The sequence below is a fragment of the Methylobacterium sp. UNC378MF genome (genome assembly GCF_900103195.1).
GTDB lineage: Bacteria > Pseudomonadota > Alphaproteobacteria > Rhizobiales > Beijerinckiaceae > Methylobacterium.
This window is the reverse complement of the sequence record NZ_FMWU01000040.1, coordinates 26,083-46,934: the sequence shown is the minus strand read 5'-3', so window position 1 is coordinate 46,934 and position 20,852 is coordinate 26,083. Positions and strand designations below refer to the sequence as shown.

At 71.0% G+C, this 20,852-nt stretch carries 22 protein-coding genes and 1 pseudogene; 13 read left to right on the top strand and 10 right to left on the bottom strand.

What is annotated here, in order from left to right; genetic code table 11:
- A pseudogene (locus BLT59_RS27975) lies at positions 1 to 421 on the bottom strand (porin family protein); the annotation flags it as partial.
- A gap of 423 nt (positions 422 to 844) precedes the next feature.
- Between BLT59_RS27975 and BLT59_RS27970 the strand changes: the two are divergent.
- The 5 genes from BLT59_RS27970 to BLT59_RS27945 all read left to right on the top strand — a co-directional run bounded on the left by BLT59_RS27970 (position 845) and on the right by BLT59_RS27945 (position 3,946).
- Complete coding sequence (locus BLT59_RS27970; RefSeq protein ID WP_091788792.1) at positions 845 to 1,339, top strand: GAF domain-containing protein; 495 nt, start codon at positions 845 to 847, stop codon at positions 1,337 to 1,339.
- 123 nt (positions 1,340 to 1,462) lie between these two features.
- Complete coding sequence (locus tag BLT59_RS31565) at positions 1,463 to 1,612, top strand: hypothetical protein (protein ID WP_175544163.1); 150 nt, start codon at positions 1,463 to 1,465, stop codon at positions 1,610 to 1,612.
- A 921-nt stretch (positions 1,613 to 2,533) separates the two neighbouring features.
- Positions 2,534 to 2,992, top strand: coding sequence for a Ros/MucR family transcriptional regulator (locus tag BLT59_RS27955; RefSeq protein WP_091788784.1), 459 nt, complete (start codon positions 2,534 to 2,536; stop codon positions 2,990 to 2,992).
- A gap of 379 nt (positions 2,993 to 3,371) precedes the next feature.
- Positions 3,372 to 3,638 (top strand): DUF6894 family protein, encoded by a 267-nt coding sequence (locus tag BLT59_RS27950; protein ID WP_244514185.1) that lies wholly within the window; start codon positions 3,372 to 3,374, stop codon positions 3,636 to 3,638.
- 29 nt (positions 3,639 to 3,667) lie between these two features.
- Complete coding sequence (locus BLT59_RS27945; RefSeq protein WP_091788813.1) at positions 3,668 to 3,946, top strand: adenylosuccinate synthase; 279 nt, start codon at positions 3,668 to 3,670, stop codon at positions 3,944 to 3,946.
- 9 nt (positions 3,947 to 3,955) lie between these two features.
- Here BLT59_RS27945 and BLT59_RS32215 read toward each other — a convergent pair whose 3' ends face one another.
- Complete coding sequence (locus tag BLT59_RS32215; RefSeq protein WP_280141091.1) at positions 3,956 to 4,084, bottom strand: hypothetical protein; 129 nt, start codon at positions 4,082 to 4,084, stop codon at positions 3,956 to 3,958.
- Between the two features lie 193 nt (positions 4,085 to 4,277).
- Between BLT59_RS32215 and BLT59_RS27940 the strand changes: the two genes are divergently transcribed.
- Positions 4,278 to 4,826: a DUF3016 domain-containing protein gene (locus BLT59_RS27940; protein ID WP_091788781.1), complete on the top strand. Its 549-nt coding sequence runs from the start codon at positions 4,278 to 4,280 to the stop codon at positions 4,824 to 4,826.
- A gap of 84 nt (positions 4,827 to 4,910) precedes the next feature.
- On the opposite strand, the gene BLT59_RS27935 is transcribed toward BLT59_RS27940, so the two are convergent.
- The gene (locus BLT59_RS27935; RefSeq protein WP_091788778.1) at positions 4,911 to 5,183 is read right to left on the bottom strand and encodes a hypothetical protein; all 273 of its coding nucleotides are present in this window, start codon (positions 5,181 to 5,183) and stop codon (positions 4,911 to 4,913) included.
- Between the two features lie 380 nt (positions 5,184 to 5,563).
- On the opposite strand from BLT59_RS27935, the gene BLT59_RS27930 reads away from it, so the two are divergent.
- Both BLT59_RS27930 and BLT59_RS27925 read left to right on the top strand, forming a co-directional pair.
- Positions 5,564 to 7,054 carry a sensor histidine kinase gene (locus BLT59_RS27930; protein ID WP_091788775.1) on the top strand — a complete coding sequence of 497 codons (1,491 nt, stop codon included), beginning with the start codon at positions 5,564 to 5,566 and terminating at the stop codon, positions 7,052 to 7,054.
- Positions 7,051 to 7,416 (top strand): response regulator, encoded by a 366-nt coding sequence (locus BLT59_RS27925; protein ID WP_091788773.1) that lies wholly within the window; start codon positions 7,051 to 7,053, stop codon positions 7,414 to 7,416. The genes BLT59_RS27930 and BLT59_RS27925 overlap by 4 nt, the downstream gene beginning before the upstream one ends.
- A gap of 206 nt (positions 7,417 to 7,622) precedes the next feature.
- On the opposite strand, the gene BLT59_RS27920 is transcribed toward BLT59_RS27925, so the two are convergent.
- Positions 7,623 to 7,820, bottom strand: a complete 198-nt coding sequence (locus BLT59_RS27920; RefSeq protein ID WP_091788770.1) for a hypothetical protein — start codon at positions 7,818 to 7,820, stop codon at positions 7,623 to 7,625.
- Between the two features lie 538 nt (positions 7,821 to 8,358).
- Between BLT59_RS27920 and BLT59_RS27915 the strand changes: the two genes are divergently transcribed.
- Positions 8,359 to 9,414, top strand: coding sequence for a helix-turn-helix domain-containing protein (locus BLT59_RS27915; RefSeq protein ID WP_091788767.1), 1,056 nt, complete (start codon positions 8,359 to 8,361; stop codon positions 9,412 to 9,414).
- A 1-nt stretch (position 9,415) separates the two neighbouring features.
- Complete coding sequence (locus BLT59_RS27910) at positions 9,416 to 10,594, top strand: transporter substrate-binding domain-containing protein (protein ID WP_244514184.1); 1,179 nt, start codon at positions 9,416 to 9,418, stop codon at positions 10,592 to 10,594.
- On the opposite strand, the gene BLT59_RS27905 is transcribed toward BLT59_RS27910, so the two are convergent.
- The 6 genes from BLT59_RS27905 to BLT59_RS27880 form a co-directional block, all read right to left on the bottom strand.
- Positions 10,582 to 11,961, bottom strand: a complete 1,380-nt coding sequence (locus tag BLT59_RS27905; RefSeq protein WP_091788764.1) for an LLM class flavin-dependent oxidoreductase — start codon at positions 11,959 to 11,961, stop codon at positions 10,582 to 10,584. The genes BLT59_RS27910 and BLT59_RS27905 overlap by 13 nt on opposite strands.
- Positions 11,961 to 13,199: an SfnB family sulfur acquisition oxidoreductase gene (locus BLT59_RS27900; protein WP_091788761.1), complete on the bottom strand. Its 1,239-nt coding sequence runs from the start codon at positions 13,197 to 13,199 to the stop codon at positions 11,961 to 11,963. The genes BLT59_RS27905 and BLT59_RS27900 overlap by 1 nt, the downstream gene beginning before the upstream one ends.
- A 10-nt stretch (positions 13,200 to 13,209) precedes the next feature.
- Positions 13,210 to 14,454, bottom strand: a complete 1,245-nt coding sequence (locus BLT59_RS27895; RefSeq protein ID WP_175544162.1) for an SfnB family sulfur acquisition oxidoreductase — start codon at positions 14,452 to 14,454, stop codon at positions 13,210 to 13,212.
- Between the two features lie 89 nt (positions 14,455 to 14,543).
- Positions 14,544 to 15,197, bottom strand: a complete 654-nt coding sequence (locus BLT59_RS27890; RefSeq protein ID WP_091788758.1) for a methionine ABC transporter permease — start codon at positions 15,195 to 15,197, stop codon at positions 14,544 to 14,546.
- Positions 15,198 to 15,275: 78 nt separating this feature from the next.
- Positions 15,276 to 16,439, bottom strand: coding sequence for a methionine ABC transporter ATP-binding protein (locus BLT59_RS27885; protein WP_091788756.1), 1,164 nt, complete (start codon positions 16,437 to 16,439; stop codon positions 15,276 to 15,278).
- A complete protein-coding gene (locus tag BLT59_RS27880; RefSeq protein ID WP_091788753.1) occupies positions 16,439 to 17,239 on the bottom strand; it encodes a MetQ/NlpA family ABC transporter substrate-binding protein in 801 nt (266 codons plus the stop codon). Before BLT59_RS27880 ends, BLT59_RS27885 begins: the two co-directional genes overlap by 1 nt.
- Before the next feature lie 561 nt (positions 17,240 to 17,800).
- On the opposite strand from BLT59_RS27880, the gene BLT59_RS27875 reads away from it, so the two are divergent.
- The 3 genes from BLT59_RS27875 (at position 17,801) to BLT59_RS27865 (ending at position 20,847) form a co-directional block, all read left to right on the top strand.
- Positions 17,801 to 17,992 carry a hypothetical protein gene (locus BLT59_RS27875; RefSeq protein ID WP_091788807.1) on the top strand — a complete coding sequence of 64 codons (192 nt, stop codon included), beginning with the start codon at positions 17,801 to 17,803 and terminating at the stop codon, positions 17,990 to 17,992.
- Between the two features lie 296 nt (positions 17,993 to 18,288).
- Positions 18,289 to 19,512 (top strand): metallophosphoesterase family protein, encoded by a 1,224-nt coding sequence (locus BLT59_RS27870; RefSeq protein ID WP_091788750.1) that lies wholly within the window; start codon positions 18,289 to 18,291, stop codon positions 19,510 to 19,512.
- A gap of 66 nt (positions 19,513 to 19,578) precedes the next feature.
- Positions 19,579 to 20,847 carry an arsenic transporter gene (locus tag BLT59_RS27865; protein WP_091788748.1) on the top strand — a complete coding sequence of 423 codons (1,269 nt, stop codon included), beginning with the start codon at positions 19,579 to 19,581 and terminating at the stop codon, positions 20,845 to 20,847.
- Positions 20,848 to 20,852 lie beyond the last annotated feature (5 nt).

Sequence of the window (20,852 nt, the reverse complement as noted above, 5' to 3'; positions counted from 1 at the left end):
CGGTGAGGTAGTAGCCGGGGGCGACGGCGCCGGAGACGAAGGCGTTGTTCCGGTTGCGGCCGAAGTCGAGGTACTGGGCGTCGGCCTCGAAGCCGATCACGACACCCGAGCCCGGGGTGAACTGGTAGTTGTAGCCGATCTGGCCACCGCCGGAGAAGCCGTCCTGGCTGCGGTTGCGGAAGGAGGCGACGGTGCCGGGGGCGCCGTAGGGGCCGGGCACCGCGAAGGTGTTGCCGGTGTTGCGGTCGCTGGCGTCGAAGGCGTAGCCGGCGTTGATACCGAAATAGGCGCCGGTCCAGGTGAAGACCGGGACGGGGGTGAAGACCGGCGGCGGAGCAGCGCGGCGCGGAAGGTCGGCGGCCGAGGCGGCGCCGGTCAGGAGGGCCGTGGCGGCGCTCGCGAGAAGAAGCTTCTTGATCATCTGGTCCTCTGTCTCCCGTTAGACGGGATGTGTGCGGGGCGGACAGGACGTCAGGATGTGCGGGTGCGATAGTGCATTGTTGCAACAGCGTCGGCGGTGGTCCCGAGCCGATGATCTGGAAGGTGCGCTGGAGCACATCATCGCAGCGTTGTGATTGCGCGGTCGGGAACTATTCCGAGACGTCTGCGGGTCGTTGCGCTGCGATCACCAATACGTGCGCCCTTCTCCAGCTCTTCTGCACGTGGGCGCGCGATCCCGGCCCGATCCCCTGCAGCGAAACGCTTGATCCAGGTTGTTGCTGGCTATGTCCGCTGTGGTCAGGCTTGGGACAGTGGCAGGTTCCAGGGGATGCCGGACCCCGAGGCGACGCCGCTGGCAATGTGGCATCGCCTGAATTCGGAGTGCTCGCGCGACGCGCCTCGTATGGCTGAACTCTCCCTGGATCCCGCCGCGGGTCTGGTTCGGGCATCCTGCCGTTTGGCGATCGCCCGTTCCCTCGCGGACATCGTCATGATCCTTCGGGAGACCGCACGGGAGATCGCCGGTTCCGACGGGATCGCCGTGGTGCTGCGGGAGGGCGACGCCTCATTCTACGCCGCCGAGGATGCCATCGAGCCGCTGTGGCGCGGCCGCCGGTTTCCACTGACGACCTGCATTTCGGGGCGGGCGATGCTCGACGACGAGACCATCGTCGTGCCGGACATTGAATGTGATCCCCGGGTGCCGATTGCCCTCTACCGCCTGACCTCGATGCGCAGCCTCGTGATGGTGCCGGTCGGTTCGCCTGAGCCGGTCGCCGCACTCGGTGCCTATTGGTGTGCCTCGGTCATCCCGGATGACGGGACTGTGCGCCGGCTCGAAGGGCTGGCGCGACACGCAGCGGCGGCCTTGACCCGCCTCCGTCCGGACGGGCCGTAGAGCGGCCGGAGCCACGTGGATCGGCGCGCCCCGTCGGGGATCCTGCCTTGGGCGGGATCGAACGGTCGCCCCGGCCGTTCCCAGCCCTCAGCTCCCTCCGCTCGGAAGTCCCAGACCGCCCCCATGAAGCGCCTCACCCTCATCGGCATCTTCGTCGCCCTGCTGCTCGCCATCGTGGCAATCGCGGCCACGTGGTCGAAGGTCACGCCCATCAATCCGGCGGTCGCGCCGGACACGTCGGCGACGCCCAATCCGACCGGGCAGCGGAAATGAGGCCGCGGTGACGTGTCGATCGGTACCTCAGGCCCGATCGGCCGGCCGATCCGTGCACGCGGCTTCATCCGCGACATCAGGGAAGTAAGCGAGGCCCGCCGCCATGTCCTCGCCAGCAAGGGGGCGCCGTTCGATCTCCTGAGCCGCGGCCGACAGGCCGTCGATGAGCCTCGGCCGCACCGCCGACGACCGGTCGGCCGGTGCTGACCGGATCCGGGTGACCGGAGGCCGCGCCCGGCCACGCGACCATCCGGGGAACATGCGGCCGCCTTCCGCCTTGGCCCTGCACGAAGATCTGCACGGCTGTTGGGGGGATGCATGGGACAGGATGTCGACGCTGCACGCGAAGCGCTCGGAACGCTCCCACCGGACCGGCCGGCCAGCCCGGCGAAGCAGTCTGATCCCACGTCCGGCGGCAGCGGTCCGCACGCACCCGGTCCGGTGAATCCAGGATCCGACGAAGCGCCCGAGAGCGGCGGCTACGACAGCCGGCCGCCTGCGCCGCAGCCGGATAACCGGAAGGGCGGGTACGGGGCCGGCTGAGCCGCTCAGGCTCCGTTCCCGGTCGTCGCAGCCCGCCGCGCGGCCGTCCCTTTCGCTGCGCAACGCACGAGCCTCGCAGGCGCCCGATGGCGATCACCGGGACGGACCCGGTGCTGTCGTACCCGTGGCGCGTCCGATTGCGCTCCGCCACGCGCGCGATGGCGGCAGAAATCCTCAAGGATCCCCAGCGATCTTCGACGGTGAGTGGTCAATCGTCGTCCGGCTGCACGGATGGAGGCAGATTTATCCCCTGTCGGCTGCCGCCTGGCGCGAGAAAATTTGGAGATATTCGTTGAGTCTTCGTTTCATATTTACTTTGTTTAAACCCTTATTAAGCCCAAACGATCTGCAGGTAAATCGCTCTCTGAAAGTCCGACCATGACCGAAACCTTCGATGAGGTATCCGACACCTTGGCCGTGATGACCGCCGAGCTTGTTGCCGCCTACGTGTCGAACAATCCGGTGCCCGCCTCGGAGCTGCCGGCGCTGATCACGCGGGTGCACGGCGCGATCAGCGGGCTCGTCGCCGGGAGCCTGGCGGCGGAGACCGGAGCGGCCCCACAGGCCGACGTCGAGAAGCCGAGCGCGACCCAGATCCGCAAGTCGGTCCGCCATGAGGGGATCGTCAGCTTCATCGACGGCAAGATCTACAAGACCCTGAAGCGTCACCTGGCCAGCCATGGCCTCGATCCGCGCAGCTATCGCGACAGTTACGGCCTGCCGGCTGATTATCCGATGGTCGCCCCAGGCTATGCCGAGCAGCGCTCCGCCCTCGCCAAGGCGATCGGTCTGGGTCAGCCCGGCGCCATGGCCCGCCGCGGCGGCGCGGATCGCTGATCCCCGCCGGAACCATCGCCGTCCAGGCGGCGATGGTTCCGGCTCTCCGGGCGTCATCCACCTGCGCGAGGGGCCTCGATCCGGCGCGGCGCCCCGGACGGGGCCCGCTTCCGTCCAGTCCCGGGCACATAGTCCGGAGATGCCAGGCTGCCTTGCGGGGTGAGGCGCTGCGCCACCGTGCCGACGTCAGTCCGTATCTCCGTGACGGCCGCGATGCGGACGTGCGCGCGTGTCGCCGTTCGCGGCCGGGCGACAGCGGTCGCTTCGGCGGCCCTGAGGCGAATCTCCGCAGGGGGCGTCTCGAGATCCGGATGCATTGCGATCCGAGTTCATCTAGAACATATCATGAACGAAGCGGATCGCCGTGGAGCGCTGTGGATTGATCGAGAGACCCTCAACACCGACGCGCCTTTACCGCTTCCACTGCACGGACGGCCACGAACTGGTGACCGATCTGCGCGGCAGACGGTTTCCGAATGCGGGTCAGATGCGGGCCCATGCCGACGGCGTCGCGCTCGCTCTGATGGAGCGGGTCGTGGAGCGGTTCGATTGGTCGGACTGGCAGGTCGAGGTCTACGACGCCAAGGGGCGCCGGGTCTGGATCCGGGCCTTTCCCGATGTGAGCGTCGACCGGGAGGCCGCCTGAGGCGGGCGGTCGTGCACAAGGAGAAGCAGATGGCCTTCAAGCCGAAATCCGCCGCGGAGACCAAGGCGCGGGATCTGGGGCTCGCCCTCGCTCGCATCGCGGAGGGCGCGGGCCTGCCCGCGAGTATCGGAGTCGACCAAGTGCGGCGCGCAAGTCCCCGGCTGACCCCTCTGGCGGTCGGCCAGATGGTGCGGAAGGAGCGGGACACCGTCGAGGCAACCCTGGCCGAGCGTGGCTTGGCGCTCGTCGATTATTCCGATCAGGGGCCGGGTCGCGGGATGGAATTCATCATCGACGCGGTGGCCTGAGCGGCGCGGTCAGGCCGCCGCCGGGCGGCTCCGCAGGAGACGGCCCACAAGGCGGAACGGCAGGAGCGGCAGCTTGATCAGCGCCGTGACCAGCAGAACCGCCACGACGGTAAGAAGCGCCAGAACAGAGTTCATCATGCGCATCGGACTCCCATGACCGGCTCGTCCCTCGGGCCGGGTGCGATACGAGGCGCCCGGAACACGGCGAGACTATGAACGGCCGGGAGCCATTCGGTCGCAGCCGGCCATGCGCGGCGGTGCGGGATACGGGCCTTCGACCGGGCGGTTCCACCCGACAGGCATGCCGGGGTCGGGCGGCAAGGAGTTGGATATGCGCACGCGTCTCGCCGGCGGCTTGGCCGCCCTCGCGGTCATGGCCGCGCTATCGATGGCCGGGTCGGCCTCCGCCCAAGTCCCGGCCCAAGTCCCGGCCCAAATCCAGGCACGGGTCCACGTCCGCTATGCTGCGCCGGACCGGTTCACCGATGCCGAGAACCGGTTCGGCTCCGGGCAGCCGCTCCGGCTCACCCTCGCCGAGCTGACGCGGATCTTCCAGGATCTCGGCACGGCACGGCTCCGCCCGGATGAGCGCCTCGACATTACAGTGCTCGACGTCGATCTCGCCGGCTTCGACCGCCCCGGCTTCGCAGCCCCGACGGGCGTGCGGGTCGTGACGGACGCGACGCCGCCGCGGATCCGTCTCGCCTACAGCCTGAGCCGGACCGGACGTCTCGTCGCGCAGGGCGAGGACACGGTGACGGATATCAACTTCCTGCTGACATCCAATCCCCGCTTCTCCACCGGCGGCCTGTATTACGAGCGGCAGATCCTGCGCGACTGGTTTGCCCGGCGCTTTCCGGAGCCCAAGGGTCGCGGCTAAAGTGCGTGACCCAATTTTCGGTCCGAAACTCCTCGGGTGGACTCGGGGAAGGCCGGGCCGGCACTGGGTCGGTCCGGCGCAATCCTAACGGCCGCTCGGGGCCGCCGTGCTCCCCGTGACGGCGTTGCCGCCGCTGTCACCGCCGATGGCGCCGCGTGTGACGTTGTTGAACCGGCTGCCGCTCGGCATCCGGGCGCTGCGCCGGGCGCGGTGGCGCTTGGCCCGCACAGTGGTCAGCAGGCCGTCAGACGCGGCGACGGACGGGGACGGACCGGTGGGCGCCGCGGTGGCGGGACCTGCCAACAGGGCCGTCGCGATCCCGGTCAGCAGGGCGGCGGCAATGGTCGATGCGCGCATGATGGATCGTTTCTCCCTGGGCCGCAGCAAGGCTGCCCCGGCCCTCCGCTGTAGAAGTCTGGCAGGCCGACGGAAGTTCACGGCGGCGCTCGCAGCCCTGCCGGGATCGGTCCTGCGGACCTGAACCCGCCATGCCCCGGGTTTACGGCCCGAAGACCGCTGCACGCTGACGCATCCGCCCATCCGCACCCGACGGAGGATGGCGACCGCGCAGCGCCGGCCGTATCGGTGAGACGGGGCGCCCTATCAAGGGCCGGAGCGGTGTAGTAGCCTCGTCGTGGCGCGCCTGAGCGGCGGGCCGCCCCTGGGCCGATCGCGGGAGGTCCCCCGCCATCCGCGCTGCCCTTGCCCGAGCCGCAGCCTCACGAGTCGGTCACCGCATGGGCGAGGCCTGCATCTTCTCGGCCGGCTGCAGCGAACTGGCCGACCTCGTCCGGACCTACGATTGGGCGGAGACGCCCCTGGGGCCACTGGCGAATTGGCCGCAGAGCCTGATCTTCGCGGTCAGCACGCTGCTGCAATCGCCTGTGCCGATCGTGCTGCTGTGGGGTGAGGACGGCATCATGATCTACAACGATGCCTATTCGGGTTTTGCAGGCGGGCGCCATCCTCAGCTCCTCGGCTCCAAGGTGCGCGAGGGTTGGCCCGAGGTCGCTGACTTCAACGACAACGTGATGCGCGTCGTTCTGGCCGGCGGGACGTTGTCCTACAAGGATCAGGAACTCACCCTGCACCGCTACGGACGGCCCGAGGCCGTCTGGATGAATCTCGATTACTCCCCGGTCTTCGGCGAGGATGGACGGCCCGCCGGGGTCATCGCCATCGTGGTCGAGAGCACCGAGCGCGTCCTGGCCGAGCGCCGCCTGCGCGCGAGTGAGGAGCTGTTCCGCACCCTCGCCCAGGGTATTCCGCAACTCATCTGGCGCGCCGGAATCGATGGGGCCTGCATCTGGTCGAGCCCGCAATGGCACGCCTATACCGGCCAGACTAACGCGACGAGCCTGGGCTGGGGCTGGCTGGCCGCGGTCCATCCGGATGATTACGCGGCCGCCGCCACGGCTTGGCACGAGGCGCCGGTGAGTGGCCACCTCTCCTTCGAGCACCGGCTCTGCAACGCGGCCGAGCAGCGCTTCTGCTGGTTCCAGACCCGGGCTGCACCGGTCCGCGACGCGCAGGGCCGGATCGTCGAGTGGCTCGGCACCTCGACCGACATCGACGATCTGCGTCAGCTTCAGGAGCGGCAGCAGGTCATGGTCGCCGAGCTGCAGCATCGGACCCGGAACCTGCTCGGCGTCGTACGTTCCATCGCCAAGCAGACGATGGCCCAGACCGGGCCCGGTGAGACGTTTCGCGAGCGGTTCAACGACCGCCTGTCCGCACTTTCCCGGGTCCAGGGTCTGCTCTCGCGCTCGGACCAGGAACCGATCACGCTCCGGGCCCTGATCGAGACGGAACTCGCCGCCCTCAACGCGCCGGTCATGCGGGAGCGCATCCGTCTCCACGGGCCGGTGGTGCGGCTGCGCAAGGCCACGGTCCAGACCTTCGCGCTGGCCCTGCACGAACTCGCCACCAACGCGCTGAAATACGGCGCCCTCACCACCGCGCAGGGACGCCTGACGGTGACATGGCGGACCTATCTGGCGGATGACGGCGGCGGCCGGCTGCTGGTCGAGTGGATGGAGGAAGGACTGGTCCCTAGAGCGGATCTGCCGGACGCGGCGCCGCGGGGCGGCTATGGTCGGGAACTGATCGAGCACGCCCTGCCCTACGCCCTGAAGGCGACCACCCGCTACGAACTCGGCGACACGGCGCTACATTGCTCGATCAACATCCCCCTCCCGGAGGGAGAAGGCGCAGGCAGCCCCGCATGAATCCGACCCTACGCGCTCTGTCCGGCCGGCGGGTTCTGCTGGTTGAGGATGACTACTTCATCGCCGTCGACCTCAAGTCCGAGTTCGAGGAAGGCGGTGCCCAGGTCCTGGGTCCGGTGCCCAGCGTCAGCGAGGCGCTGGCGCTGATCGCCCGCACGGCCGACATCGACGCGGCGGTCCTCGACATCAACCTGCAGGACGAACTCGTTTATCCGGTCGCCGACGCCCTGCATGCGCGGGGCGTCCCGTTCCTGTTCGTGACCGGCTACGATCCGGTCGCGGTGCCCTCGCTCCACGGGGCCGTGGCCCTGTGCCAGAAGCCGATCGACCCGCAGATCGTCGCGCGCCGATTGTTCGGCTGAGGTCGCGAAGAGGTGCGTCGGCGCCGGATGCCCGGCGCCTCAGCGTGCAGGCCGCTGAAGCGGATGTTTCCCGTGAAACATCCGCCCGGCGCATAGGCACCGCGCCGGCGGCGCGATGCGTCTCGGAGACAGCGCCTCCCGGATTGATGGCGCGACGGACAGGAGGCGGTCCGAAAGACGCGGCCAGCCGCGGATGCCGGCGCGGCTCATCGGTCACCGAAGAAGCGCACGATTGCCCCGGCGGCCAGCCACAATCCTCTCAGGAATAACCAGAGCAGCCGGCCGGCTTGAACCAGCAACTCAAGGCCTTCGAGAATGTCGAACAGCCGTCGCCAACGGCCGGGGCGACGTGACGCCGGCTCCACCTGGATAGGCGGCTTGTCGCGGCTTTCGCTGCCACCCATCCTTGTCTCCAGCGGGGTGCCGATCGCGCCTGGGCGGCCTCCCTCACCACGCGGCCTCCAGGCCAGTGGAAACGAGCTGTGCGGGGGCACCCGGGGGCCGGTTAGACGCACACCCAGGACCGCCCTGTTCCGCCACAGCCGGCTCGAAAAACCCCGCTCCGCACAGCCCCGAGCGCACCGCAGCGCCGGTGCCGTCAGCTTTAACAGACTATCACCTGGCTGCCACAATGGGTGCCGCACGCACCGTTCTGGTACGATCATCCCTCTGCGGGGACGGAGGGAACCATTCCGGGAGCGCGGGCCGTGGTGATCCGATGCTGCGCACGCGGCGGCATGCGATCCGACGGCACCTACGTCGAATCACATGCCGCCGTGACAAAGGACAGTGTACAGCCGCGCCTGTCGTCGGGCGATGAGGGGATTGTCCGGATGGACACGGCTAACGTGCGGGACAAACCGACCGCGATGCCACACGTGACCTTGGGCTAGACCCTCGTTCTTCGTCGGTCGCGGGAACAGCAGGTGGCAGGCTCTACGTATGTCTTCCGCGGATAGAGACCGGGACCCGGACGCTGCACCGGCCGGCGGCGATGCTCCGGGCGGAGAGGTCGCCTGTCTGCGATTTGAGCCGCCGGATGATCCCGAGGGGCTCGGTCGGGCGTGGCAGGACCATCTCGCGCCCATCTTCGACGTCAGCTTCCGCCCGGACACCGACCTCACCGTTCCGATCGCGATGCGCAGCTATCATCTCGGTGACCTGCTGGTCGGCGACGTGGTGGCACCGGCCCACACCCTCGTGCGGACGCAGGCGATGATCGGACAGCAAGGCCTCGACCACATCCTGCTGCAGTTCTACCGGCGGGGGCAGAGCCTTGTGGAGACCGATCACGGCACCGGCCGCGTGAACGAGGTGCAGTGCATCGTCTTCGATCTCGCCCAGCCCGTGCGCATCGTGGCGGGCGCCGTCGATGCTACGAACGTCGTGATCCCCCGCGCCCTGCTGGAGAAGCAGGGCTGCCACCCGGACGCCCTGCACGGGCGCCCCCTCGACCATGACGGCGACCCGTTCGGGCGGCTGGTCCACAATTTCGTTGCCAACGTCGTCGCCTGCGGCGACCTCCTTGACCGCCGCGAGGCCTTGGCGGCTTCGGCGGCGATCACCCAGCTCTGCGCCAGCTGGCTGCGCGGACAGGAAGAGGGGCGCCCCTCGCAGCACCAGGACGTCCGGATCCGCGTCCGCCGCCTCGTCGAGGCGGAACTCGGCAATCCCAAGCTGACGCCGGCCCTGATCGCGGCGCGCCTCGGCCTGTCGCGCTCGACCCTGTACCGCCTGTTCGCCCCCAACGGCATCGTGGCGTATATCCGCGATCGCCGTCTGATGGCGGCGATGCGGATGCTCGTGCGCGATGATGCCCCCAAGCCCCTGCGCATCTCGCAGGTCGCCTTCGCGGTCGGCTTCTCGGACGAGCGGACCTTTCGGCGGGCATTCAAGCGCCGGTTCGGCTTTATCCCGAGCGATGCGTCCCAACACCTGGGCACCGAGCCCGATCAAGCGCCCGGCGCCATCTTGCGCAACTGGATCGAGAGTCTCTGACGTGCCGCGCTCATCCATCGTCTCCGCGGCCATCCTGACTGTCTGTCTGTGCCTCGCTGTGGGCCCGGTCCGCGCCGAGACGCGGGAGACGGTTCAGGCGAGGTCGGAGGCGGCAGCCGAGCGGGCGCCCCTTCCGCTCCGCACGAACGACCCCGAGACCTGGCGGGTCGCGACGCATCCGGTGCCGCCTCTGGTCATGGACGCGGAGGGTCGGTTGCGGGGATTCAGCATCGATCTCTGGAATGCCATCGCGCGGGATCTCGGTGTCCGAACCGCGTTCGTCCGCGTCGACGACCTGCCGGCACTGTTCGCGGCGGTCTCGGACGGGCGCGCGGACCTCGCCATCGCGGCGGTGTCGATCACCGCGGAGCGCGAGAAGCAATTCGACTTCTCCGTCACGATGCTGGAGACCGGCCTGCGCATCGCCGTCCGGGCGGCGCCGGACGCGACCGGTTCGGCCACGGCGCGGGCCCTTCAGGCGCTCCTGCGCGACGCCGCCTTCCTGCAGGTCCTCCTGGGACTTGCCGCCCTCATCCTCGCGGTGGCGGCGCTGATCTGGTGGCTCGAGCGGCGCCATCCGGGCGGCATGGCCGCACGGGCGCGGCCCGCGCACGGCTTCGCCCATGTCCTCTGGTGGGCGTTGAGCAGCCTCGCCGCGCAGGCGGACGAGATGCCGCGCAGCCCGCTGGCCCGGGCCGTCACGGTGGTCTGGCTGTTCATCTGCATCGCCCTGGTGGCGTGGTTCACGGCCGGTCTGACCAGCACGGCGACAGTGGAGCGCCTGCGCGGCGCGATCAACGGCCCGCAGGACCTGCCGGGCAAGCGGGTGGGCACGGTCGTCCACACTACGTCGGTCGCCTATCTGGCGGACCATTTCGCCACGCCGGTAGGGTTTGCGACCCTGGAGGAAGCCTGTGCGGCCCTGGAGGCCGGCACCGTCGCCGCGGTGGTCTACGATGCCCCCGCCCTGAGCTACTACGCGACGCAGCCCGACCACCCACCGCTGCGCCTGATCGGGCCGGCCTTCAACCGGCAATCCTACGGCATCCTGTTCGCGGCCAACGATCCCCGGCGCAAGCGCGTGAACCAAGCCCTCCTCGGTCTGCGGGAGGATGGCCGCTACGACGAGATCTACGGCCGCTGGTTCGGTTCCGAGAGCGGCGAAGCTCAAACCCGCTGAGGCGGGTCGCGGTGGCGGTAGGAATCGGCCGGATGGCGCGCGGGCAGCCGGTCCCCCTGGCCGAACAGCTTCGCCCGGAGTGAGCCCTCGGCATAGGCGGTCTTGTAGAGGCCGCGATCCTGCAGTTCGGGGATCACGAGGTCGATGAAGTCGGAAAAACTGTCCGGCACGACGATCCGGCTGAGGTTGAAGCCGTCGACCTCCCCCTCCTCGATCCAGGTCTGGAGCGCGTCGGCGATGGCGACCGCGTCGCCGGTGAGCACCGCGTAGCGGCCGCCGAGCTGCAGCTCGGTCAGCAGGTCGCGCTTGGTCAGGCCGCGCTTGGCCGCCGCCGCGGTGGCCGACTGGATGGCGTTGCCCGGTGCATAGGGGATCGGCTCGTCCAGGCCGTAGCGGGCGAAGTCGATCCCCGTGGAGGCGGAGAAATGCGCGAGCCCGGCTTCCGGGCTCGCGTAGGACAGGTATTCGTCCCGCTTCGCCTCGGCTTCCGCCCGGGTCCGTCCGGGGATCACCGCGAGGCCGACGAACACCTTCACGTCGTCGGGATTCCGCCCCGCCGCGACCGCCTCGGCCCGGATGGCGCGGACCGACTCACGGGCGGAGACCGGGTCGCGGGCCGAGATGAACACGCACTCGGCGTGGCGGCCCGCGAAGGCGCGGCCGCGGCCCGAAGCGCCCGCCTGGTAGAGGACCGGCGTGCGCTGACGCGACGGCTCCGACAGGTGGTAGCCCTCGACGGAGAAGAACTCGCCCCGGTGCACGACCTTGCGGATATGGGCGGGATCGCTGAACACCCGGGCCGCCCGGTCGCGGCACACGGCGGCATCGTCCCAGCTTCCCTCCCAGAGCCGGTAGAGAACCTCCAGGTACTCGTCGGCGTAATCGTAGCGCCGGTCATGAGCCGGCAACGTGCCGCCGCTCTGGGCGCGGTGGGCGCTGTCGAGATAACCGGTGACGATGTTCCAGCCGATCCGGCCACCGGTGAGGTGGTCGAGGGTCGAGAGGCGCCGGGCGAAGGTGTAGGGTGCCTCCTGGTGGACGTTGATGGTCACCCCGAAGCCCAGATGCTCGGTCACCGCCGCCATCGCGGAGATCATCACGGTCGGATCGTTGACCGGGAGCTGCACGGCCTCCCGGGCGGTCACCTCGATGCCGCCGCCATAGATGTCGTAGACGCCGATGATGTCGGCGATGAACAGGCCGTCGAACAGGCCGCGCTCCAGGAGCTTCGCCTGATCGGTCCAGTAGCTCAGCGTGTTGTACTCGGACGAGCGGTCGCGCGGGTGGGTCCAGAGCCCATGGTTGATGTGGCCCACGCAGGTCATGTTGAAGGCGTTCAGCAGGATCTGCTTCGTCGCGGCGGCCATCAGAGCGCTCCGTGCCGGGGCGGATGCCGGCCGTCGAGGTGGTAGGCGCCGATCCAGTGGTATTTCCAGCGCACCGGATCGTGCAGGGTGTGGGTGCGGACGTTGCGCCAGTAGCGGTCCAGCGCCTCGGCCCGGTCGGTGGCGGAGGTGCCGCCGAGTTCGACGAGTTTGTTGGCCGCCAGCAGGCCCGCCCGGTGGCTCGCCGCCCGCGCCTCCGCCACCGCCACGGAGGCGGCCGCGACGGTCTCGGCGTCGGGGGCGGCCTGCGCGGCGTCCACGAAGCGGCCGGCCCGCGCCAGCAGGGCGTCGGCCGCCGCGAGGCGCACCTGGACGTCGCCCAGCGCGTGGAGGGTCAGCGGATCCTCGCTGGCCCGGGCGACCCCGGCATCGATCCACGGCCGGGCGCGGTCGCGCACGAAGGGCAAAGTCGCCGCGAAGGCGCCCGCCCCGATGCCGAGATCGATCCCGGCATGCAGGATCTGCGCGAAGGGGCCGATGGCGGTCGGCCGCTCCAGCGAGGCCTGGAACGGCACCACCCAGTCGGGCTCCACGGCGACGCGCTCGAACAGGACCGAGCCCGAGCCGGTGACCCGCTGGCCGAACCCGTCCCAGTCGTCGACCAGGGTGACGCCCGGCGCGTCCCGGGGGATGAAGACGAGGTAGGCGACCTCCCGGCCGTCCTCCTCGGCGTTGGCCAGGGTGGGGATGCGGTGGGCGTAGAGCGAGCCGGTGCAGTAGTATTTGCGCCCCTCGACAGTCCAGCCGGCCGGGTCGCGCACGAGCCGGGTGCGGCGGGTGTGGTCCCGCGCGCCGATCTCGGCCAGCGCGTTGCCGAAGCGCTCGCCCGCCAGGACGCGGCCGTAGAGGGCGCGCTTCTGGGCCTCGGTGCCGCCGTTGCGGAGCACCTCCAGGGCGTAGAAATGGTTCTGCGGGATCTGGCCCAGCGAGCCGTCCGCCGCGGCGATCCGGGCGATCACCTGGGCGACCGTGGCGCTGTCGAGGCCGGGGCCGCCATATTCCGTCGGCACCGTGATCGCCCAGAGGCCGGATTCGGTGAAGCGCGCGATCTCGGCGACCGGCAGGCGCCGCGCGAGGTCGCGCTCGACGGCGGCCTCGGCGAAAGCGTCCGCCAGCCGGTCGGCGACGGCCAGCGCGGCGGCGCCGTCGGGAAGGACCGGCACCGGGCGCGGCGGCGCGGGCGCCTCGGTGAAGGCGGTCTCGTGGGGCTGGAGGGGCATGGCCCGGTCCTCAGTTCCACTGGTGCCGGGCCGGCAGCACGCCGTTCAGGGTGTAATTGCCGAGGAGGTGGTACTTCCACCGCACGGGGTCGTGCAGGGTGTGGACCCGGGCGTCGCGCCAGAACCGGCCGAGATTGTACCCGTCCCGGGTCGCCGAGGCGCCGGCGAGTTCGAGCAGCCGCTCGGAGGCCTCCAGGGCGATCTCGGTGGTGAGGATCTTGGCCTGCGCCACCGCCACCGAGGCCTCGGCCGCGCTCTGGGCGGTGACCGGGGCCGCGGCGATCCGGTCCAGCGTCCCGCCGGCCCGGGCCAGGACCTCCTCGGCGGCGTGCAGGTCGACGGTGAGCCGCCCGACCTCGCCGAGGATGTGGGGATCCTCCGCGACGGTCTCGGCGGTGAAGGGATAGGGCCGGGTCCGGGTGCGCAGGAAGTCGAGGGCGGCGGCGACGGCGCCCCGGGCGAGCCCGGCATCGATCGCCGCGTGGACCAGCTGCGAGACCGGCCCGAACAGGCCCGGGCGCCCGGCCAGGGGCGCAAGGTCGATCGTCAGATCGTCCGCGACCGGGGCGTTCTCGAAGATCACGCTGCCGCTCGCCGTGGTGCGCTGGCCGAAGCCCTGCCAATCGTCCACCACCCGCACGCCGGGGGCGTCCCGGCGCACGAAGACCAAGAGCGGCCCGCCGTCGGGGCCGACCGCGCGCGTCGGGATCCAGTGGGCGAAGAGCGCGCCCGTTGAGTAGAAGCGCGTGCCGCTGAGCCGCGTGCCCTCCGGCCCGGCGGACAGCCGCGTGTCCACGCTGGTGATGGCCTTGCCGTTGCGGGCGGGGCCGGCATTGCCGATCCGGTGGCCGGCGAGCACGTCGCGGTAGATCCGCGCCTGCTGGGCGGGGCTGGCGGCGACTGCGACCAGCGCCAGGACGCCGAACTGGTTCTGGGGGATCTGCGCCGCCGAGCCGTCGGCGGCGGCCAGGATCGCGAAGACCTCCGCGAGCGTCGCGTGCGAGACCCCGGCGCCGCCGTGGGCGCGCGGCACCGTGATGCCGCCGAGCCCGCTCTCCGTGAAGGCCGCGATCTCCGCCCAGGGCAGGCGCCGGTCCCGGTCGCGCTCGGCGGCGCCCGCCGCGAAGATCCGGGCCACGGCCCGCGCGGCCGCGATCGCCTCGGCGTCCGAGCGGATCCGGTGCGGCGGCGACGGCGGCGGGGGCAGCGGCTCGGCCGCCCCGCCGGCGACGGATTCGTCCATGTCCAGGCTCATGGGTGCAGGCTCATGGGTGCAGGCTTATGGGTTCAGCCTCAGCGAGGCGGCCCCGGGTTCGGGCCGCCTCGTGCCGGGGCGCGGGGCCGTCAGCGGGCCCGGAGCCGCCGCACCGCGGTGTCGCCCGCGAACTGGACCACGCACACGAGGGCGATCAGGATCGCGATCACCACCACCATCACGGTGGTGTCGAAGCGCTGGTAGCCGTACCGGATGGCGACGTCCCCGAGCCCGCCCGCGCCCACCGCGCCGGCCATCGCGGAGGCGCCGATCATCGCCACCACCGTGATGGTGAAGCCGGCCACGATGCCCGGCAGCGCCTCGGGCAGGAGCACGTGGGCGAGGATGTGCCGGCGCCGGCAGCCGATGGACTGGGCGGCCTCGATCAGGCCCGCATCCACCTCCCGCAGCGAGACCTCGGCGATCCGGGCGAAGAAGGGGGTCGCGCTCACCGACAGCGGCACGATCGCCGCCCAGACGCCGATCGTGGTGCCGGCCACCAGCCGGGTGAACGGGATCAGCGCCACCAGCAGCACGATGAAGGGCACGGCCCGGAAGCCGTTGACCACGGTCCCGACCACCCGGTTGGCCGTCGGGGCCGGGAAGATGCCGCCGGGCCCGGAGGTGACGAGGAACAGCGCCAGGGGAATGCCCGCGAGCACGGCGATCCCGGCCGAGACCCCGACCATGAGCGCGGTGTCGAGGAAGGCCTGCCAGAGGCGTTCGATCATCTGCGGTGACATGGCGGGGCTCCGGGTTCTGGGGCTCGGGCGGTCGGGGTATCGGGCGGGGTATCGGGCAGAGCGCGGTCCCGCATCGCCTCACCCCACCGCCGCGTCGGCGGGGACGTAGCCGACCCGCTCCACGTCGCCGAGGGCCCGCAGCCGCGCCTCCGTGCTCGGATCCTCGGCCGGATCCTCAGCCGGGACGGCCACCAGCATCCGGCCGACGGCGCGGCCCTGGATCCGCTCGATGCCGGCCTGGAGCAGGCGCACCGGCGCCCCGGCCTCCGCCAGGCCCGAGAGGTCGGGCGCGGCCTGGCCCGAGCAGGTGATCCGCAGGATGGCCCAGCCGCCCGGCGCGGGCTGCGGCTGCAGCCGGGCCGCAAGATCCGACGGCAGGCCGCGGGTCAGGGGTTCGAGCAGCGCCCGGGTGGTCGGGTGCTCGGGCGCCCCGAACACGCGCCAGACCGGCCCGGTCTCGACGACCCGGCCGCCCTCCAGCACCACCACGTCGCTGCAGATCTCGCGGATCACGCTCATCTCGTGGGTGATCAGGATGATGGTGATCCCGAGCCGCCGGTTGATGTCGCGCAGCAGGTCGAGGATCGCCAGCGTCGTCTCCGGGTCGAGGGCGGAGGTCGCCTCGTCGCAGAGCAGGATCTCCGGATCGCTCACGAGCGCCCGGGCGATGCCGACCCGCTGCTTCTGGCCGCCGGAGAGCCGCGACGGGTAGGTGTCGGCCTTGTCCTCCAGGCCGACGAGGCGCAGGGCCTCCGCGACCCGCGGGCCGATGTCGCGCCGGGGGACCCCCGCGACCGTCAGCGGCAGCGCCACGTTCTGCCGGACGGTCTTGGCCGCCAGCAGGTTGAAGTGCTGGAAGATCATGCCGATGCGCCGGCGCAGGGCCACGAGCCCGTCGGTGTCGAGGGCGTCGATCGGGGCGCCGTCGACCAGGACCCGGCCCGAGGTCGGCGCCTCCAGCCGGTTGACCGTGCGCAGGAGGCTCGACTTGCCCGCCCCCGAGCGGCCGATGATGCCGAAGATCGCGCCGGCGGGGATCGCGAGGTCCACCCGGTCGAGCGCCTGCACCGGTCCGGCGGCGGAGCGGTAGGTCTTCGAGACGGACTCGAACCGCACGGTCCCGGCCTCCCGGCCGGGCGCAGGGGCCGGGGGCCGGGCGGCGGTCGCGGCACCCGGGGCCTGTCGTCGGGCCGCGACCGGCGTGCCCGGATCGCGCAGGCTGTCGAAGATCAGGCCGACCATCAGTTCTGCCACGCCAGCAGGTAGAGCTTGTCGCTGTTGGCGAAGGATTTGCGAATCTGCTGTTTCACCGCCTCCGAGTTCTGGAAGAGCGTCACGAATTTCCGGATCACGGGGTCCTCCTTGCGGGCGGCCTTGGTAACGAAGCTCACGGCGAAGCGCCTGTCCTCGATACCGGAATAGATCAACCCGCTGGTCGGGTCGAAACTGCCGGCCGCCACGATGAAGTGCGGGTAGCCCAGGGCGAGGTCGACGTCGCCGGTGATGCGCACGAGCTGCGGCCCCTCGACCTCGGTGAATCTCAGTGTCTTCGGGTTCTCGACGATGTCGTCGAGGGTGCCGAGGAAGCCGACACCGTCCTTCAGCTTGATCAGCCCGGCCTTCTGGAGGAGCAGCAGGCCGCGGCCCTGGTTCACCGGGTCGTTGGCGATCGCCACGGTGCCGCCCACCGGGATCTGGTCGAAGCTCTTATGCTTCAGGGAGTACAGGCCGATATTGGACAGGATCCCGAGCCCGACGATGTCGAACGCGTAGCCCTTCTGCTTGGCGGCGTTCTCCATGAAGGGGCGGTGCTGGAAGAAGTTCACGTCGATGTCGCCGGCATCGAGGGCGACGTTGGGCGTCGTCCAGTCGCTGAACTCGATGACCTTCACGTCGAGGCCCTCGGCCTTAGCCTCCCGGGCCGCCACCGTCACGGCATCGCCGTAGGCGCCGGGCACGACGCCGATCCTGAGGGTCTCCGCCCCGGCCGGCAGGGCGCCGAGGCTGAGCGCCGCGAGGGCGAGGAGACGCAGGAACTTCATCGGGCGGGACTCTGGCGGGGATGGGCGGGGGCACGTCCGGCGGCCCGGCCGCGATGGATAGTGTCCGCATCCGAAAGCATGCGGACACTATCCATCAGGTCGACAGGCGCCGTCTCACGCGGAGAATTGTCTCGCGTCAGATTTAGATCAGCCCGGTCCGCCCCGAAATTCCAAAGATCGTCGTTCGACGACACGATCGATCTCCCGATGCCCCGAGCCGGAGATGCGAATGCTGCGCGCTTTGCGGGGCGCCGGTCCGGTCCCGTCCCGCGGGAGGTCCGGTCGCAGGGACGCGGCGCCCGGGCGGCCACAGGCCGGCCGAGCGGGTGACCGAATACAGGTCGGACCGGCGCGGGCTGCCGGAACAAGCCTTGTCGGACCGGATTGAACCTGCGATTATCCAGTTATCGCAACGGCTTAGTGAAGATCATGCTCTTCCGCGAGCACCCCGCGAACGAAACCTTCTCCGCCGGCCTCGATCCGGGAGATGAGCCTTCCCGGGCCGGGGATATACCCCGCCACCGGGCCCCCGAGGCCTGGTCCGGCAGGGCCGACCCGGCCATCGCGCCGGGCGACGAGGTCGTCTTCGACCGGCTCGACCTCGCCGAGATCCTCGGGATCTGGCGCCATGCCCGCGGCCGGGTCGTGGGTCTCCACCGCCCATGGGGCGCCGCCGCCACCGTGGACGTGAAGTTCGAGGGGCACGAGACCCTGGAACGCTACCTGCCGGATCTGTTCCGGCGCACGCACTGATCCGCGCCGGTCCGCGCGCCGCGTCCTCACCGGCCGAAGTGCCGGAAACTGTCGGCTGAGACGACATCGAGTGTCTGCTTTCACGACACTTCCGATCGACCGGTCGCGGATCGGGCCGGCGCTCACGAAAATGTAGGGTTCCGCCGGCGCGCGCCCTCCCCCGCGGCCGGAACCCCGCCGTCTCCGAAACGTCGGGCCGGTCGCGACCACCGCGGCCGATTTCCCGGCCGGGGCGGACGGGCCTGTCCGGGGGGCACGATGGCTCAGGGAAACCACACACGGCGCGCGGGCGCGCCATGACGGCGAGCCACGGCGTGTTCGCCTTCGCGCATATCGGCGACCTCCACCTGGAGCGCGCCGAGGACCGCCACGCCGCCGACCTGCGGGCGATGCTCGCGGAAGTGGCGGGCCTGCACGGCCGCGGCCTCCTCGACTTCGCCTACCTGCCCGGCGACCTCGCCGAGGACGGGCGGGCGGAGCAGTACGCGGTCCTGCGCGAGGCCCTGGACCGGCACCCGGCCCTGCCGGTGCGCCTGATCGCCGGCGACCACGACCGGCAGCACGGCACGATGGCGGATTTCGACGCCCTGTTCGCCGCGGTCGCGGGCAGCCCGCGCGGCGGCGGCCACGCGGCGCGGTGCCACGACCTGCCGCGCCCGCGCGACCCGGTCTCCGTGACGCACTACTACTTCGCCGAGACCTGGGCGGGCGTGCGCTGCCTGTTCCTCGACATGGTCAGCCCCGGCTACGGCCAGAAGGGCTTCGGCCTCGACTTCCGCCTCGGCCCCCACCAGCTCGCGTGGCTCGGCGAGGAGCTGGCCCGGGCCGAGCGGGAGGGGCTGCCCTGCGCGGTCTTCGCCCACACCTACCCGGACGACCTCTGCGTGCCCGACGAGCGGGCAGCGCTCGCCGGCCTGATCCGCCATCACGGCGTGCGCCTCGTCGAGATGGGCCACACCCACTACAACGAACTCGCCCCGGATGGGCGCACCCTCTACGCCGCGGCCCGCTCGGTCGGCCAGAACGAGGATGGCTCGGTCGGCTACGCGGTCGCGGCGATCGACGGGCCGGTCACGAGCTGGCGGTTCAAGCCCCTCGACCGGGCGCTGCCCTTCGTGATGATCACGAGCCCGGCCGACCGGCGCCTCGCCACGGCGCCCCTCGACGCCGCCGACGGCACGATCTCGGTGCGCGCCCTGGTCCTGTCGGACCGGCCGCAGGCCGAATGGCGCTGTCACCTGCGCGTCGATGGCGGCCCGGCCCACCCGATGGTGCCGGACGGGCCCCGCACGGTCCACGCCCGCATCCCCTGGCGGGACGGCGCGCGCCGCCTCGCCGTCACGGTGACGGACGGCGCCGGCCAGGCCGATACCGAGGTGATCGAGCCCGTGGGCCGGAGCTTCGTACCGCCGCCCGCGCACGAGCGCCCCGGCAGCGACGCGTTCCGCCTGCCCGCTTGGCCCGAGAAGGGGCTCCGGGGCGACCAGCTCGGGCCGAACCGCAACGGCCGGGACTGGTAGCCGGCCCCACCCGAATCGCCGCACACCGCACCGCACGATCCACCCACCAGAGGACCACCGCAACCGATGGGCGCGCTGACGCTGACCCCCAACATCGCCACCTGGGCGATCGCCGCCCTCGCGACCCTCGGCGTCATCCTGCGGCCGTTCGCGTGGCCGGAGGCGATCTGGGCCGTGCTCGGCGCCGGCGCCCTCGTGGCCCTCGGCCTGCTCGCCCCCGCCACCGCCTGGGACGGCGTGCTGAAGGGGACCGACGTCTACCTGTTCCTCGTCGGCATGATGCTGATGTCGGAGGTTGCCCGGAAGGAGGGCCTGTTCGACTGGCTGGCCTCGATCGCGGTCCGGGCCGCCAAGGGCTCGGCGACGCGGCTGTTCACCCTCGTGTACCTCGTCGGCACCGTCGTCACGGTGTTCCTGTCGAACGACGCCTGCGCGGTGGTGCTGACGCCCGCCGTCTACGCGGCCACCAAGGCCGCCAAGGTCAAGAACCCCCTCCCCTACCTGTTCATCTGCGCCTTCATCGCCAACGCGGCGAGCTTCGTGCTGCCGATCTCGAACCCGGCCAACCTCGTGGTCTTCGCCGAGCACATGCCGCCGCTGGTGCGCTGGCTCGGCCTGTTCGCCCTGCCCTCCGTTCTGGCCATCGCGGCGACCTACGCGGTGCTGCGGCTGACCCAGGCGAAGACCCTGCGCGGGCAGGAGGTCGCCACCGACGTCGCGGCCGTGTCGCTGTCCCGCACCGGCCTCGTGGCGGGGATCGGCATCGTGGCGACCGGCGGCGTCCTGATCGCCGCCTCGGCGCTCGGCCTCGACCTCGGCCTGCCGACCTTCGTGGCGGGCCTCGCCACCACGATCGTCGTGCTGCTGCTCAAGCGCGGCGGCCTCGTGGAGGTGGCCAAGGACGTGTCGTGGAGCGTGCTGCCGCTGGTGGCGGGCCTGTTCGTCCTGGTCGAGGCCCTGGAGAAGACCGGCGTCCTTGCGATGCTGGCGGACCTCCTCAAGGGCTACGCCCACGCCGCCCCGGAGGCCACCGCCTGGGGCGCGGGCGGCCTGGTCGCGGTGCTGTGCAACCTCGTCAACAACCTGCCGGCCGGGCTGATCGCGGGCGCCGCCGTGCAGACCGCCCACGTGCCCGAGAAGGTGGCGGGCGCGATCCTGATCGGCGTCGACCTCGGTCCGAACCTGTCGGTGACGGGCTCGCTCGCGACGATCCTCTGGCTCACCGCCATCCGCCGCGAGGGCCAGGATGTCGGCGCCTGGACCTTCCTCAAGCTCGGCCTGCTGGTGATGCCGCCGGCCCTCGCGCTGGCGCTCGCCGGCCTGCTCCTCGTCTGATCCTC

What these genes read in the sequence shown, in the direction of transcription:
- BLT59_RS27905 (WP_091788764.1), bottom strand. Translation starts at nt 11,961, where the DNA reads ATGGCCGCCGCGACGAAGCAGATCCTGCTGAACGCCTTCAACATGACC.
- BLT59_RS27920 (WP_091788770.1), bottom strand. Translation starts at nt 7,820, where the DNA reads ATGGGTGGCAGCGAAAGCCGCGACAAGCCGCCTATCCAGGTGGAGCCG.
- BLT59_RS27885 (WP_091788756.1), bottom strand. Translation starts at nt 16,439, where the DNA reads ATGGTCGGCCTGATCTTCGACAGCCTGCGCGATCCGGGCACGCCGGTC.
- BLT59_RS32215 (WP_280141091.1), bottom strand. Translation starts at nt 4,084, where the DNA reads ATGATGAACTCTGTTCTGGCGCTTCTTACCGTCGTGGCGGTTCTGCTG.
- BLT59_RS27935 (WP_091788778.1), bottom strand. Translation starts at nt 5,183, where the DNA reads ATGCGCGCATCGACCATTGCCGCCGCCCTGCTGACCGGGATCGCGACG.
- BLT59_RS27880 (WP_091788753.1), bottom strand. Translation starts at nt 17,239, where the DNA reads ATGAAGTTCCTGCGTCTCCTCGCCCTCGCGGCGCTCAGCCTCGGCGCC.
- BLT59_RS27865 (WP_091788748.1), top strand. Translation starts at nt 19,579, where the DNA reads ATGGGCGCGCTGACGCTGACCCCCAACATCGCCACCTGGGCGATCGCC.
- BLT59_RS27870 (WP_091788750.1), top strand. Translation starts at nt 18,289, where the DNA reads ATGACGGCGAGCCACGGCGTGTTCGCCTTCGCGCATATCGGCGACCTC.
- BLT59_RS27945 (WP_091788813.1), top strand. Translation starts at nt 3,668, where the DNA reads ATGGCCTTCAAGCCGAAATCCGCCGCGGAGACCAAGGCGCGGGATCTG.
- BLT59_RS27970 (WP_091788792.1), top strand. Translation starts at nt 845, where the DNA reads ATGGCTGAACTCTCCCTGGATCCCGCCGCGGGTCTGGTTCGGGCATCC.
- BLT59_RS27890 (WP_091788758.1), bottom strand. Translation starts at nt 15,197, where the DNA reads ATGTCACCGCAGATGATCGAACGCCTCTGGCAGGCCTTCCTCGACACC.
- BLT59_RS27930 (WP_091788775.1), top strand. Translation starts at nt 5,564, where the DNA reads ATGGGCGAGGCCTGCATCTTCTCGGCCGGCTGCAGCGAACTGGCCGAC.
- BLT59_RS27925 (WP_091788773.1), top strand. Translation starts at nt 7,051, where the DNA reads ATGAATCCGACCCTACGCGCTCTGTCCGGCCGGCGGGTTCTGCTGGTT.
- BLT59_RS27955 (WP_091788784.1), top strand. Translation starts at nt 2,534, where the DNA reads ATGACCGAAACCTTCGATGAGGTATCCGACACCTTGGCCGTGATGACC.
- BLT59_RS27900 (WP_091788761.1), bottom strand. Translation starts at nt 13,199, where the DNA reads ATGCCCCTCCAGCCCCACGAGACCGCCTTCACCGAGGCGCCCGCGCCG.
- BLT59_RS27915 (WP_091788767.1), top strand. Translation starts at nt 8,359, where the DNA reads ATGTCTTCCGCGGATAGAGACCGGGACCCGGACGCTGCACCGGCCGGC.
- BLT59_RS27940 (WP_091788781.1), top strand. Translation starts at nt 4,278, where the DNA reads ATGCGCACGCGTCTCGCCGGCGGCTTGGCCGCCCTCGCGGTCATGGCC.
- BLT59_RS31565 (WP_175544163.1), top strand. Translation starts at nt 1,463, where the DNA reads ATGAAGCGCCTCACCCTCATCGGCATCTTCGTCGCCCTGCTGCTCGCC.
- BLT59_RS27895 (WP_175544162.1), bottom strand. Translation starts at nt 14,454, where the DNA reads ATGAGCCTGGACATGGACGAATCCGTCGCCGGCGGGGCGGCCGAGCCG.